At 74.0% G+C, this 13,610-nt stretch carries 11 protein-coding genes; 3 read left to right on the top strand and 8 right to left on the bottom strand.

All coding sequences use genetic code 11. The annotated features are described in order from the left end of the window. The first annotated feature begins 67 nt into the window (after positions 1 to 67). Both ACZ56L_RS21515 and ACZ56L_RS21510 read left to right on the top strand, forming a co-directional pair. On the top strand, positions 68 to 1,207 hold the full coding sequence (locus ACZ56L_RS21515) for a ThiF family adenylyltransferase (protein WP_471065637.1): 1,140 nt from the start codon (positions 68 to 70) through the stop codon (positions 1,205 to 1,207). A gap of 87 nt (positions 1,208 to 1,294) precedes the next feature. After that, complete coding sequence (locus ACZ56L_RS21510) at positions 1,295 to 2,710, top strand: ABC1 kinase family protein (protein WP_345228541.1); 1,416 nt, start codon at positions 1,295 to 1,297, stop codon at positions 2,708 to 2,710. A gap of 18 nt (positions 2,711 to 2,728) precedes the next feature. Here the strand turns inward: ACZ56L_RS21510 and ACZ56L_RS21505 are convergent, their stop codons facing one another. From ACZ56L_RS21505 to ACZ56L_RS21485, 5 genes are all read right to left on the bottom strand, one after another. Continuing rightward, positions 2,729 to 2,965 (bottom strand): hypothetical protein, encoded by a 237-nt coding sequence (locus ACZ56L_RS21505; RefSeq protein ID WP_468691501.1) that lies wholly within the window; start codon positions 2,963 to 2,965, stop codon positions 2,729 to 2,731. 137 nt (positions 2,966 to 3,102) lie between these two features. Then, entirely contained in the window at positions 3,103 to 3,432 is a 330-nt protein-coding gene (locus tag ACZ56L_RS21500) for a hypothetical protein (protein ID WP_189820681.1), read from the bottom strand. Beyond that, positions 3,429 to 3,797: a WhiB family transcriptional regulator gene (locus tag ACZ56L_RS21495; RefSeq protein ID WP_471065634.1), complete on the bottom strand. Its 369-nt coding sequence runs from the start codon at positions 3,795 to 3,797 to the stop codon at positions 3,429 to 3,431. Before ACZ56L_RS21495 ends, ACZ56L_RS21500 begins: the two co-directional genes overlap by 4 nt. 172 nt (positions 3,798 to 3,969) lie before the next feature. Then, positions 3,970 to 4,320, bottom strand: coding sequence for a hypothetical protein (locus ACZ56L_RS21490; RefSeq protein ID WP_468691504.1), 351 nt, complete (start codon positions 4,318 to 4,320; stop codon positions 3,970 to 3,972). A gap of 191 nt (positions 4,321 to 4,511) precedes the next feature. Further along, on the bottom strand, positions 4,512 to 6,695 hold the full coding sequence (locus ACZ56L_RS21485) for an ATP-dependent DNA helicase UvrD2 (protein WP_468691506.1): 2,184 nt from the start codon (positions 6,693 to 6,695) through the stop codon (positions 4,512 to 4,514). Between the two features lie 178 nt (positions 6,696 to 6,873). Here ACZ56L_RS21485 and ACZ56L_RS21480 point away from each other — a divergent pair, with 178 nt between their 5' ends. Continuing rightward, complete coding sequence (locus ACZ56L_RS21480) at positions 6,874 to 7,131, top strand: glutaredoxin domain-containing protein (RefSeq protein WP_345228545.1); 258 nt, start codon at positions 6,874 to 6,876, stop codon at positions 7,129 to 7,131. A gap of 165 nt (positions 7,132 to 7,296) precedes the next feature. Here ACZ56L_RS21480 and nudC read toward each other — a convergent pair whose 3' ends face one another. From nudC to ACZ56L_RS21465, 3 genes are all read right to left on the bottom strand, one after another. After that, positions 7,297 to 8,232, bottom strand: coding sequence for an NAD(+) diphosphatase (nudC, locus tag ACZ56L_RS21475; protein WP_401756999.1), 936 nt, complete (start codon positions 8,230 to 8,232; stop codon positions 7,297 to 7,299). Between the two features lie 190 nt (positions 8,233 to 8,422). Continuing rightward, the gene (locus ACZ56L_RS21470) at positions 8,423 to 9,820 is read right to left on the bottom strand and encodes a dipeptidase (protein WP_471065631.1); all 1,398 of its coding nucleotides are present in this window, start codon (positions 9,818 to 9,820) and stop codon (positions 8,423 to 8,425) included. A gap of 10 nt (positions 9,821 to 9,830) precedes the next feature. After that, on the bottom strand, positions 9,831 to 13,574 hold the full coding sequence (locus tag ACZ56L_RS21465; RefSeq protein WP_471065629.1) for a UvrD-helicase domain-containing protein: 3,744 nt from the start codon (positions 13,572 to 13,574) through the stop codon (positions 9,831 to 9,833). Positions 13,575 to 13,610: the final 36 nt, after the last annotated feature.

The following is a 13,610-nucleotide window of genomic DNA, read 5'->3' as shown; positions in this document are numbered from 1 at the left end:
CTGGTCCCAGTCGATCTCGCGGACCCGCCGCGGGAGGGGCGACGACGGGAAGACGGGGGTGGGACCGATGCATCCGAAGGTGAAGCCCGCGCTGCGGCGGGCCTGGCGGGACCGGCAGAGCGTCCAGTTCGGGGTGACGTCCGCGCACGCGGTGCTGGTCGGCCCGGTGGACACGGCGACCGGCACGCTGCTCGGGCTGCTGGACGGGACGCGGGGCATGCCGCTGCTGCGTGCGGAGGCGCGGGCCCGGGGCCTGCCGGAGGAGCAGGCCGACCGGCTGGTGGCGCGGCTCGCGGCGGCGGGGCTGATCGACGACGTGGGGGCGGGCGGTCCGGAGGCGGTGGCCCTGCACGCCAGGGCCGGGGAGGCGGACCGGCTGCGACCCGACCTGGCCTCGCTGAGCGTGGTGCATCCGGAGCCGGGCGGCGGGGCGCGGCGGCTGGCGGCGCGGCGCACGGCCCGGGTGCAGGTGCGGGGTGCGGGACGGGTCGGCGCGACGCTCGCCGCGGTGCTGTCGGCGGCGGGGGTGGGCCGGGTCGACGTGCTGGACGGCGGGTGCGTGGAGCCGTGGGACGTGGCCCCGGGCGGGGCGGGGACCACCGCGGTGGGCATGCGGCGGGACGTCGTGGCCCGTCGGACGGTACGGGACTGTGCCCCGGGGCGCCCTCCCCGGCAGCGGCCCGGGGCGGGACCGGACGCCGAGCCTCCGCTGTCGCTGGTCGTGGTGGCGCCCCGGGACGGGCTGGACGCCCATGTGCCGGACCCCGCGACGGCCGAACCCTGGATGACGGGCGGGGTGCCGCATCTGTACGCGGGGGTGGTGGAGGCGACGGGGGTGGTGGGGCCGCTGGTGCTGCCGGACGGGACGGGGTGCGCCGGGTGCCTGGAGCGGGTGCGGGCGGAGCGCGACCCGGGATGGCCGAGGATGCAGGCGCAGTGGCGTTCCGGGCGGCGGGAGGCGGTGCCGGGGTGTGACATCGCGCTGGCCACCGCGGTGGCGGGGCTGGCGGCCGCGCACGCGCTGGCTTTCCTGGACGGAGAGCTGCCGTCGAGTGCCGGGGCGCGGTGGGAGGCGGCGCTGCCGCTCCTGGACTGGCGGCGCGAGGAGCTCGCCGCGCACCGGGACTGCCCCTGCGGCGCAGGTCGGGAGGGGGAGGGGGACGCCCCCGGTGAGGGCTTGAGGCCGCACGACACAATGGCACCGTAGGCGCCGTCGGAAGTGCCGGGGAGAAGGCCGCGGAAGCGGGGGCTCCGGGGCAGGTGCGGCGCGGCTGTCTGGGATTTGGAGGGGCTCATGTCTGATCTTCCCCGGAAGGCGGTCACCCGTACCGCCAAGCTGGCCGCGTTGCCACTGGGCTTCGCCGGCCGGACCGCGTGGGGCCTGGGCAAACGGATCGGCGGGAAGTCGGCGGAGATCGTCGGGCGGGAACTGCAGCAGCGCACGGCGGAACAGCTCTTCAAGGTCCTGGGGGAACTGAAGGGCGGGGCGATGAAGTTCGGGCAGGCCCTGTCCGTCTTCGAGTCCGCGCTGCCGGAGGAGGTCGCCGGGCCGTACCGGGCGGCTCTGACGAAGCTCCAGGAAGCGGCTCCTCCGATGCCGACGAGCACGGTGCACAAGGTGCTCGACGAGCGGCTCGGCGAGGGCTGGCGGGAGCTGTTCCAGGAGTTCGAGGACAAGCCGTCGGCAGCCGCGTCGATCGGGCAGGTGCACCGCGCGGTGTGGCACGACGGGCGGACGGTGGCCGTCAAGGTGCAGTACCCGGGGGCCGGCGAGGCACTGCTGTCGGACCTCACCCAACTGGGGCGGTTCGCCAGGCTGTTGGGGCCGCTGATCCCCGGCATGGACATCAAGCCGCTGATCGCGGAGCTGCGCGACCGGGTGACGGAGGAGCTGGACTACGGACTGGAGGCGCGGGCGCAGCGGGAGCACGCGGTGGAGTTCGCCGGTGACCCGGACGTGGTGGTGCCCGACGTGGTGCACCAGTGCGACGAGGTGCTGGTGACGGAGTGGATCGACGGTGTGCCGCTGGCCGACGTGATCGCGGACGGCACGCAGGAACAGCGCGACCGGGCCGGGCAGTTGCTGGCCCGGTTCCTGTTCTCGGGTCCCGCTCGCACGGGGCTGCTGCACGCCGATCCGCATCCCGGCAACTTCCGGCTGCTGCCCGCGCGCTCCGGTGACGGGGGCGACGCCGGCGACGCGGGGCCGTGGCGGCTCGGCGTGCTGGACTTCGGAACCGTGGACCGGCTGCCGGGCGGCCTGCCGGAGACGATCGGCGAGGCGCTGCGGATGACGCTGGAGGGCGACGCGGAGGGGGTGTACGACATGCTGCGCCGCGACGGGTTCGTCAAGGAGGACATCGAGCTGGACCCCGGTGCGGTGCTGGACTACCTGCTGCCGATCATCGAGCCGGTCCAGGTCGAGGAGTTCACCTTCAGCCGGGGCTGGCTGCGGCAGCAGGCGGGCCGGATCGCCGACGTCCGCTCCCCCGCCCACCAGTTGGGCAAGCAGCTCAACCTGCCCCCCGCCTACCTGCTGATCCACCGGGTCACCCTGAGCACCATCGGGGTGCTGTGTCAGCTCGGGGCGACGGTGCGGCTGCGGGAGGAGCTGGAGGGCTGGCTGCCCGGATTCGTGCCGGAGAAACCGGAGGAGGGGGAAGCGGAGGAGGGGCAGGCGGAGCCGGTGGAGCGGACCCGGGCGGAGTAGCGGCGGGGTGCGTCCGCTTCACCACCAGGCGGGGTCGAGGCGGCCCTCGATCGCGCGGAGGTTGGCGCGGGCACAGCCGACGCAGTAGTGGCGTCGGCTGCCGTTCTCGACGGAGAGCGTCCAGGTCGGCGGGGGTCCCGGGGCGCGCACACCGCACTGGGCGCACACGGCGACTCCGCCGTCTGCGGAGCCCTCGGCATCGGCGGCGTCCGGTGCGGCGGGCCGGTCGGGGTCTGGCTGCTGTCGCGGAGTCACCTCGCGACGATAACTCCGGCCGCGCGCGGCGTCTTCCCCGCACGTGTGTCCGGACGCGCCGTGGGGCCGGCCCTTCCGGCCGGCCCCACGGGGTTCTGCTCAGTGTTCCTCCGCGCACGTGCCCTTTCGGCGGTCTGTTACTGCATGACCGCCATGGCCAGCGCGCGGCGGGCGCGGAGCGAGACGCGCTCCGCGCGACGCTGCATGCGCCGGGCCGCGACCAGGCGCACGGCCTGGCGCTCGGCGTCGGCTTCCCGCCGACGCTCTTGCATATGGGCCCGGGCGAGGGCTTCTGGAATGAGTTGCATTTCGCGGGTCCTGTTCTGACGCGAGGCGTTCGCGCCGATGGTGCTTGCGGTGGAGGTCGCGGAGCCGGACGGCTCGTAGGTCGTGGGGGTCATCGGGTCCTGCTTCTGGGGATCGTGCGTGTGGGGGCGGTCGATGGGTCCTGTGCCGGTGATGTTCATGCGGCGACCGGGTTCTTGCGCGGACGGCCACGCGGGCGCTTGCGGGCGACCACCACGCCCTGGACGAACAGCTCCCCGCCCCAGACGCCCCAGGGCTCGCGGCGCTCCTTGGCCCCGGCGAGGCAGGCCTCGACCAGCGGGCAGGTGCGGCAGAGCGACTTGGCGTACTCGACGTCGGCCGGGGACTCCGCGAAGAAGACCTCCGGGTCGTACGAACGGCAGGGGACGGGCACGCCGAGGTTCTCGATGGCGTCGTCGAGCGCGGTGAGGGGGGTGAGGGGGGTCAAGGTCGGGTCCTCCGTGGAGCCGGGCGGCGGGAGCGGGTGGGAAGTCGGTACGGACGGGGCGTGCGTGTCGAGTTGCACGGTGGTGGATTCCTCGTCTGGTCGTTCCGGCCGGTTGGCCGGGTGGTGGCTGGTACCGGTGCTGCTTGGTCCCGAGGCCCCTTCGCTCCGTTCTCCCCGTTTCGGGAAAAACAGAAGGGCCGCGGATCCCGGGTGGGGTTCCGCGGCCCTGAAGGCGCCGGCCTGATCGTCGTCAGGCTGGATCGCTCCAGGGTTCGAGCCCACGGAAGGCCCACATCTTGTGGTGGTGCTGCGTCGTCGTCTGCTTGGTAAATCCGGCACCGGTCGCCGCGAACGCATAGGCCTGCGCCTGTGCCTTCGCTACTGCTGCCACCGGTGCCCCGGTCGGTCGCTCATTGCCGCCCTCGACGGTTCCCCGGACGGGGGCGATCGACAGCGGGGCGGGGCTGAGGGCGGGGACGCCAGACAGACCGGTGCCACGAAGCGAAGCGGCGGAGGAGGCGACGAGCAGGGAAGAGCCGAGGGTGCAGGCGGAGACGACGGAGCGATCGGTCATTTTGGTGAAGGCAATGAAGCTGGTCACTGGAGTCGCCTCCTCTCGGCGTCTAGGGGTCCCGGCCGAAGCCGACACACACGTATTCGGATAAGTACAGCACAGAGACAGGGCTTCAGAGAAGAGCCGCTGTTCCCGTGGTTAAGAACCTATGGGGCTCCCCGGGAGAAGCGCAAACTATTTTTCCGACGAGTTCCTCCCGCCTTCCCGCCGCTCCCCGATCAGTCCGTCTGCCCCTCCTCGTCGAGCTCCTGACCTGCGCAGAGGGCGAGAACGGCCGTTCCGTACAACTTCGTCTTGCGGTGTCCCACCCCGGCGATCCTGGTGAGGTCGCCCGCGTCCTCGGGGCGGGCCTCGGCGATCGCCATGAGGGTCTTGTCGGTGAAGACGCAGTACCCCGGCAGCCCCACCTTCTTCGCCTGCCGTCCGCGCCAGCCGTGCAGCCGCTCGTACAGTCCCTCGTCCATGTCGGAGGGGCAGTCCTCGCAGCGCATCAGCTTCATCTCGCCGCCGTCGATGAGCGTCTTGCCGCACACCCGGCAGCGGACCGGTCCCCGGAAGGTCCGCACCGTGGTGCCGGGAGCGGCGCCCGTGGCGCCCGGGGCGCCGCCCGCGGCGGTCCGGGACACCTGGTGGCCCGAGCCGGGGCGCAGGCCCCTGAGGAAACGGCTGGCGAGCCGGGAGGGACGGCCGCCGGGCGAGCGGGCCAGCGCCCAGGACAGGCTGAGGTGGACCCGGGCCCGGGTGACGCCGACGTACAGCAGCCGGCGCTCCTCCTCGATCTGCTCCTCGGTCCTGGCGTACGTGATCGGCATCATGCCCTCGGTGAGGCCGACCAGGAAGACGGCGTCCCACTCCAGGCCCTTGGCGGCGTGCAGCGAGGCGAGGGTGACGCCCTGGACGGTGGGCGCGTGCTGGGCGGCCTTGCGCTCCTCCAGTTCGGTGACGAGGGCGGCGAGGGTGGCCCCCGGGGCGGCCCGGGCGAAGTCCTCGGCGAGGCGGACCAGCGCGGCGAGGGACTCCCAGCGGTCGCGGACGGCACCGGAGCCGGCCGGTGGGGTCGGTTTCCAGCCGTTGCCGCTGAGGAGGGCGCGGACCTGGGAGGGCAGGCCCTCGACGCCGTCGAGCAGCGCGTCGTTGCCGCCGAAGCGGGCGGCGCCGCGCAGGGCGTGGATCGCCTCGTTCACCTCGGGCCGCTCGAAGAAGCGCTCGGCGCCGCGCAACTGGTAGGGCACCCCGGCGTCGGCGAGGGCCTGCTCGTACACCTCGGACTGGGCGTTGACGCGGTAGAGCACGGCGATCTCCCCGGCGGGGACGCCCGCCGCGATCAGGTCGCGGATGCGCCGGGCGGTGCCCTCGGCCTCGGCGGGCTCGTCGCCGTACTCGCGGAAGACGGGGGCGGGGCCCTGCTCGCGCTGGGAGACGAGTTCGAGGCGGTTGTCGGCGGCGCGGCCGGTGGCCGGGGCCAGGACGCCGTTGGCGAGGTGCACGACCTGGGGCGTGGAGCGGTAGTCGCGGACCAGTTTGACGACGGTCGCCTGGGGGTGGCGGGTGCGGAAGTTCAGCAGGTGGTCGGGGGTGGCGCCGGTGAAGGAGTAGATCGTCTGGTTGGCGTCGCCGACGACGCACAGGCTGTCGCGCTCGCCGAGCCACAGTTCGAGCAGCCGCTGCTGGAGCGGGCTGACGTCCTGGTACTCGTCGACGACGAAGTGCTGGTACTGGCGGCGGAACTCGTCGGCGATGAGGTGCTGGTCCTGGAGGATGCCGACGGTCAGCAGCAGCACGTCCTCGAAGTCGATCAGCCCGCGCTCCCGCTTGAGCTGCTCGTACGCGGTGTAGATCTGGCTGATTTCCGCCGCACCGCGCGGGGCCGCGCGGTGGGCCTTGGCGACGGCGGCGGGGTAGTCGTCGGGGACGGTCTGGGTGACCTTGGCCCATTCGATCTCACTGGTGACATCGCGCAGCTCGCCCCGGTCCAGGCGGATGCCGAGACGCCCGGCGGCCTCCGAGACCAACTGGACCTTGCGCTCGATCAGCCGGGGAAGGTCACCGCCGACGACCTTGGGCCAGAAGTAGCGGAGCTGGCGCAGGGCGGCGGCGTGGAAGGTGCGGACCTGGACGCCGCCCGCGCCGAGCTGGCGGAGCCGGCCGCGCATCTCGCCGGCGGCGCGGGTGGTGAAGGTCACGGCCAGCATGCTGTTCGGCTCGAACGTGCCGAGCCGCACTCCGTAGGCGATGCGGTGCGTGATCGCGCGGGTCTTGCCCGTCCCGGCTCCGGCGAGGACGCACACCGGGCCGTGCAGGGCGGTCGCGACCTGGCGCTGCTCGGGGTCGAGCCCGGCGAGCACCGCGTCGGCCGTCTCCGGGACCTGCGGGAAAAGGGAGGAGTGCGTTGCTGCTGTCACCCTGCCATGCTGCCAGGTCGGCCGGGACAGCCGTGGTGGTTGTCCACAGGGGGTGCGGTGCAGTCGTACCAATGCGGCGGTGATGGTGGGAATGGTGCGGAGGTCGCGTACGTTCGAGTCACTGGGAGTACGGATCGGTGATGGATTCACCCCAGTCAAGCAGAGGAGCATGAGGGACATGTCGGGCACCGTGACGATGTACAGCACCACGTGGTGCGGCTACTGCCGTCGGCTGAAGAGCCAGATGGACCGCGAAGGCATCGCGTACAACGAGGTCAACATCGAGCACGACGCCGACTCGGCCGCGTTCGTGGAGAAGGCCAACGGCGGCAACCAGACCGTCCCGACCCTGCTCGTCGTGTCCGAGGCGGGCACCGAGTCGGTCATGACGAACCCGTCGCTGGCGCAGGTCAAGCAGGCGCTGGCCGCCGCCTGACCGCGCTTTCCACCGGGCCGACGACGACGGCCGCCCCGCAGGTCGCGGGGCGGCCGTCGTCGTGCGTACGGGACGGCACAGGCGGTGCGGCCCGAGGGCGGGACGGCACATGCCGTGCGGCTCGGGTGCGGGACGGCACAGGCGTCGGCCCGGGTGCGGGACGGCTCAGGCCGCGCGGCCCGGCTTCGGGAGCGGCTCGCCGTACCAGTGCTCGATGAGGCGGGCGGCGATGGAGATGCCGTACGGCGGCAGCACCTCGCCGGACGCGAAGGCGGCGGCCAGGTCCTCGCGGGAGAACCAGCGGGCCTCCTCGATCTCCTCGCCGTCGACGGTGATCTCCGAGCTGGTGGCGCGGGCCGTGAAGCCCAGCATCAGGCTGGAGGGGAACGGCCACGGCTGACTGGCCAGGTACTCGACCTCGCCGACGACGACGCCGGCCTCCTCGAAGACCTCGCGGGCCACCGACTGCTCGATGGACTCGCCGGGCTCCACGAAGCCCGCGAGGGTGGAGAAGCGGCCCTCGGGCCAGTGCACCTGACGGCCGAGGAGCGCGCGGTCCCGGTCGTCGGTGACCAGCATGATCACGGCCGGGTCGGTGCGCGGGTAGTGCTCGGCGCCGCAGGCCTGGCAGCGGCGGATGTGACCGGCGGCGGCGATGACGGTGCGCTCGCCGCAGCGGGAGCAGAAACGATGCAGCCGCTGCCAGTTCTCCAGCGCGACGGCGTGCACCATCAGGCCCGCGTCCCGGGGGGACAGCAGCAGGCCCGCCTCGCGCAGCCCGGCCGGGCGCGCGGACTGGTCCATGCGGCCGGGCAGGGTGTCCTTCTGGAGGGCGAAGTAGCTGACGCCGTCCTCGTCGGTGCCCAGGAAGTAGCGGTGGGTCTCGGTGAGCGGGGCCTCGAAGGCCGGGGTCATCACGAGTTCGGTGCGGCCGTCGGGGGTGTCGTCGATCAGTGCCTGGCCGCCGGAGACCACGAAGACCCGGGTCGAGGGGTGGCTCCAGGCGGCGGCCAGCCAGGCCTCGTCGAGACGGTGGTGCGCGGCGCGGTCGATGCCGCTGGCGGCGGCCAGGGTGACCGGCCGGTCGAAGGCGGCGTTCATGCCGACGACACCGGCGCCGGCGCTCGGGCCGCCGGAGCTCGTGCTGTCGGCGCTCGGACCGCCGTCGTTCGTGCCGCCGTCGCCCGTGCTGCTGCTGGTGCTCGTGGTGACGCCGTTGTCGGTGCTGGTGCTCACAGGTGCTTCCAACTCCCCCGGGTGGATCGGGATTCTGTTCTGCTCAGCGGTGCGGTCAGCGAAGGGGCTGCGCGGCGAGGTCGCCCCACAGGTACGCGGTGGTCTCGACGCCCTTGAGCAGCAGGTCCAGCTCGACCTTCTCGTTGGGCGCGTGCCAGCCGTCGGACGGCACGGAGACGCCCAGGAAGAGCACGGGCGCGCCGAGGACGTCCTGGAGGTCGGCGGCGGGGCCGGAGCCTCCTTCGCGGGTGAAGCGGACCGGCTGCTCGAAGGCCCGGCCCATGGCCCGTACGACGGACTGCAGCGCGGGGTGGTCGAGCGGGGTCAGGCAGGGGCGGGTGGCCGCGCCGAAGGTGATGTCGTACCGGATGCCGGCGGGGACGCGGGTCGCGATCCAGTCCCGTACGGCCTGCTCGATCTTGTCCGGGTCCTGGCCCGCGACCAGACGGAACGACAGCTTCAGCTCGGCGGACGCGGGGACGATGGTCTTGCCGCCGGGGCCCTGGTAGCCGCCGCCGATGCCGTTGACCTCGGCGGTCGGGCGGGCCCAGACGCGCTCCAGGGTGGAGTAGCCCGCCTCGCCGTGGGTGGCGTGGGACTTGGCGGTACGCAGCCACTCCGCCTCGTCGAAGGGCAGCTCGGCGAAGAGCGCGCGCTCCTGCTCGGTGAGGGGGACGATGCCGTCGTAGAAGCCGGGGACGGTGATGCGGCCGTCCTCGTCGTGCAGGGCGGCGACCACGCGCGCGGCGACGGTGGCGGGGTTGGGCACCGCGCCGCCGAAGGAGCCGGAGTGGACGTCCTGGTCGGGGCCGCGGAAGGTGATCTCGCAGTCGGCCACGCCGCGCATGCCCGTGCACACGGTCGGGGTGTCCTCGGACCACATGCCGGTGTCGGAGACGATCACGGCGTCGGCGGCGAGGCGGTCCCGCTCGTCCTCGACGAGCGTGCGGAAGTGCGGCGAACCGGACTCCTCCTCGCCCTCGACGAGCAGCTTGAGGTTCACGGCGGGGGCGGTGCGGCCGGTCGCGGCGAGGTGCGCGCGCACGCCGAGGGTGTGGAAGAACACCTGCCCCTTGTCGTCGGCGGCGCCGCGCGCGTACATCCGGCCGTCGACGGTCGTCGGCTCGAAGGGCTCCGTGTGCCAGCCGTCCTCGCGGGCGGCGGGCTGCACGTCGTGGTGGCCGTAGACCAGGACCGTGGGGGCGTCCGGGTCCCCGGAGGGCCACTCGGCGAAGACCGCGGGGGCGCCGTCGGTGGGCCAGACCTCGACGGCCGGGAACCCGGTCTCCGTCAGCTTGGCGGCCAGCCACTCGGCGCTGCGCCGTACGTCCTCGGCGTGCTCGGGCCGGGCCGACACGGAGGGGATGCGCAGCCACTCGGCCAGGTCGGCCAGGAAGGCGGCGCGGTGCTCTTCGATGTACGTGCGGACGGCGCTGTCCGGGGTCTCGCTCATGGCCTTGAGCCTAACTCTCCGGGGGAGGTGCGGCGTCCGGTGCCCAGGTCACGGACTCCTCGGACGCCTCCTCGCCGGACAGGACGCGCTCCAGCTCACGGCGGCCGGGGAGGTCGCGGGGGCGGACGGTCTCGCCGCTGCGGACGTACAGGAAGGTGGCGAGGACCTCTTCCGGGCGCAGCCCGTGCAGCTCGGCCCAGGCCAGTCGGTAGATCGCGAGCTGGAGGGGGTCGGCGGCGCGGGTGCGGCTGGTCTTCCAGTCGACGATCTCGTACGTCCCGGTCGCCTCGTCGTAGTAGACGGCGTCGATCCGGCCCCGGACGACACGGCCGGCCAGGGTGAGGTGGAAGGGGGTCTCCGTGCGGTACGGGGTGCGGCGGGCGTACGGGGTGCGCTCGAAGGCCTCCTTGAGGGCGGCCAGGTCGCGCTCGTCGGCGATCTCGGTGTCGTCCTCGTCGCCGCCGGGCAGCTCCTCGGGGCCGAGCATCGGCAGGGGCAGCTCCTCGAAGCGGGACTCCACCCAGGCGTGGAAGCGGGTGCCGCGCCGGGCGGCGGGCTGCGGCGGCCGGGGCATGGGGCGGGCCAGCTCCTGGGCGAAGCCGTCGGGGTCCTCGGCCAGGCGCATGAGCTGGGTGGCGGACAGCGCGGGCGGAACCGGCACGTCGCGGGTGGTGGCGCGGGCGCGGCGCAGTTCGTCGGCGAGGGCGTCGAGGTCCCGGTCCCAGGAGTCGACGGCACGGGCCTCCTCGGGGGACAGCGCGGCGCGGGCCTCCTCGGGGCCGGGGAACTGCTCCTCGGGGCGGGGGGCCCGCTGGCCGGGGAGAGGGGTCCGCTCCTCGGGACCGCCGGGCTGCTCCTCGGGACCGCCGGGCTGCTCCTCGGGACCGCCGGGCTGCTCCTCGGGACCGCCGGGCTGCCCGTCGAGGTCGGGGGCCGGTGCCTCTTCGGAACGGGGGGTCCGCTCCTCGGGGTGCGGGCGCGCCTCAGGGCCCGGCGGCGGGGTGCTGCCCGGGGTGTCGTGCCCGGTGGCCCCGGTGTCCGGGCGTGCGGCGGCCCCGGAATCCGGGCGCGGGGCGGCCTCCGGGTCGCGGTGGCGGGGCGGTCCGGGCTCCGGGCGGCGGGTCGACAGGGCGTCCCAGTCGGCGGCCTCCGCCTCTTCGTCCGGCGCCGGCGGCACGGGCCAGGCCTCCGGGTCCTCCGGGGCCTCCTGCGGAATCCAGTCGTCCCAGGCCGTGGGCTCCGGCACGGGAGGGGGCTCGGGGGCGCCGCGGAGGGCGTCCAGGTGGGCCAGGACGGTGGCCCGGGCCCGGCGGCGGCGGGCGAGGGCCTCGTCGTCCAGCGGCAGCGGCCAGGCCCGGTCGGCGGCGGACTCCTGGAGGGCCGGGTTCTCCTCGCCCTCCTCGGGCGCGTCCGCCCAGACCTCGATCTCGCCGGAACCGGCCGCGCAGTGCTCGTACAGGGCGGTGAGGAAGTCCGAGGGGCCGCGGGTCTTCTTCTGGTTCGGGCCCCACCAGTGGCCGGAGCCGAGCAGCAGGCGCTTGGGGCGGGTGAAGGTGACGTAACCGAGGCGCAGTTCCTCGGTGTGCTGGTGCTCCTTCATCGCCTCCTTGAACCGCTTGACGCCCTTGGCGTCCCACTCCTCGACGTCGGGCAGCGTCTGCGCGTCGCCGCGCAGGGCGTGCGGCAGGACCTGCGGCTGGGAGGTCCACGACTCGCGGCCGCGGTCGCTGGGGAAGGCGCCCTTGACCAGGCCGGGGGCGGCGACCACCGGCCACTCCAGGCCCTTGGACTTGTGCGCGGTGAGCACCTTCACGGTGTTCTCGCCGCCGGGCAGCGCGTTGTCGAGGCCCTTCTCGTACTGGGCGGCCGTGCGCAGGAAGCCGAGGAAGGCGAGCAGGGTGGCCTCGCCGTCGAGGGAGGCGAAACCGGCCGCGATGTCCAGGAAGTTGTTCAGGGTCTCGCGGCGGCGGGCGGCCAGCGCGTGCGGGGACGCGGAGAGCTCGACCTCCAGGCCCGTGGTGTGCAGGACCCGGTGCAGGACGTCCATCAGCGGGTCGGCGAGCGAGCGGCGCAGTTCGCGCAGCTCGCGGGCGAGGTGGGCGAAACGCACCCTGGCCTCGGACGAGAACGGCAGCCCGTCGTCCTTGGCCTCCGGCGACTCCAGGAAGGTGTCCAGGGCGTCCGCGAGCGATATCACCTCCGAGGGGTCGACCCCCTCGACGGCCTCCGCGAGCCTGCGGTCCGGGTCGTCGCCGCCGCTCCCCCGGTGCACCAGGAGGCGGGCGCGGCGGCCGAGGAGGGCCAGGTCGCGGGGGCCGATGCGCCAGCGCGGGCCGGTCAGCAGACGTACGAGGGAGGCGTTGGCGCCCGGGTCCTGAAGGACCTCGCAGACGGCGACCAGGTCGGCGACCTCGGGCAGGTGCAGCAGCCCGGAGAGGCCGACGACCTCGACGGGGACGTCCCGGGCAACCAGGGCGGCCTGGATCTCGGGGAAGTCGCCCGCCGTACGGCACAGGACGGCGATGTCCCCCGGCGGCGTGCCGGTGCGCACCTGGTGGGCGAGGGAGTCGGCGATCCAGGCGATCTCCTCCTCGTGCGTGCGCAGCAGGGCGCAGCGCACCGTGCCGGAGTGCTCGGCGCCCGGGGCCGCGCGCAGGGCCTCCACGCCCTGGTGCATGGCGCGCAGGGGGGCGGCGAGCGTGTTGGCGAGGTCCAGGAGACGGCCGCCGCTGCGGCGGTTCTCGCTGAGCGCGTACCGGTCGGCGGGGCGGCCGTCGGCGTGCGGGAAGTGCTCGGGGAAGTCGTCGAGGTTGGCCACCGACGCGCCGCGCCAGCCGTAGATCGCCTGGCAGGGGTCGCCGACGGCGGTGACGGGGTGTCCGGTGCCGCCGCCGAACAGCCCCGACAGCAGCAGCCGTTGGGCGACGGAGGTGTCCTGGTACTCGTCGAGGAGGACGACCCGGAACTCGCCGCGCAGGATCCGGCTCACCTCGGGCAGGGCGGCGAGCCGGGCGGAGAGCGCGATCTGGTCGCCGAAGTCCAGCAGGTCCCGGCTGCGCTTCTGGTCCTGGTAACGGGCGGTCAGCCCGAGCAGTTCCCGGCGGGCCTCGGCGGTCTCGGGCACCTTGCGCAGGTCGGCGTTGGAGAGGGCGGTGCCGGCGAGGGTGCGCAGCAGTTCCGTGTCGTACGCGTGCAGGGCCGCCGGTCGTACGAGGTGCTCGGCGAGCTCCGCGTCCAGGGCCAGGAGGTCGCTGACCAGGGTGGCGAAGGAGCGGGTGAGGGCGGGGTAGGGGCCGGGGGCCTCGCGGAGCACGCGGGCGGCGAGCTGGTAGCGGGTGGCGTCGGCGAGCAGGCGGGCGGAGGGCTCCAGGCCGATGCGCAGCCCGTGGTCGGTGAGGAGCTGGCCGGCGAAGGCGTGGTAGGTGGAGATGCGGGGCTCGCCGGGGGGATTGTCGGGGTCGATGGCGTCCGGGTCGGTGACCCCGGCGGCGATCAGGGCCTTGCGGACGCGCTCGGCGAGTTCGGCGGCGGCCTTGTTGGTGAAGGTGAGGCCGAGGACCTGCTCGGGGGCGACGCGTCCGGTGCCCACCAGCCACACCACCCGGGCGGCCATCACCGTCGTCTTGCCCGACCCGGCCCCGGCCACGATGACCTGCGGGGCGGTGGGCGCCGTGATGCACGCCAACTGCTCCGGGGTGAAGTCGATGCCGAGGAGCTCCTTGAGCTGCTCGGCATCGGTGATGGTGGTGGTCACCCCGAAAAGGCTAACCGGCGCCACGGACAACGCCCG

The organism is Streptomyces sp. NPDC039736, from assembly GCF_055596485.1.
Note: the sequence above shows the minus strand (reverse complement) of the source record. Positions and strands in the feature narration are given on the sequence as shown.

Coding starts and splice junctions, on each gene's coding strand:
- ACZ56L_RS21500 (WP_189820681.1), bottom strand. CDS start 3,432: ATGAACATCACCGGCACAGGACCCATCGACCGCCCCCACACGCACGAT.
- ACZ56L_RS21470 (WP_471065631.1), bottom strand. CDS start 9,820: ATGAGCGAGACCCCGGACAGCGCCGTCCGCACGTACATCGAAGAGCAC.
- ACZ56L_RS21515 (WP_471065637.1), top strand. CDS start 68: ATGCATCCGAAGGTGAAGCCCGCGCTGCGGCGGGCCTGGCGGGACCGG.
- ACZ56L_RS21480 (WP_345228545.1), top strand. CDS start 6,874: ATGTCGGGCACCGTGACGATGTACAGCACCACGTGGTGCGGCTACTGC.
- nudC (WP_401756999.1), bottom strand. CDS start 8,232: ATGAACGCCGCCTTCGACCGGCCGGTCACCCTGGCCGCCGCCAGCGGC.
- ACZ56L_RS21510 (WP_345228541.1), top strand. CDS start 1,295: ATGTCTGATCTTCCCCGGAAGGCGGTCACCCGTACCGCCAAGCTGGCC.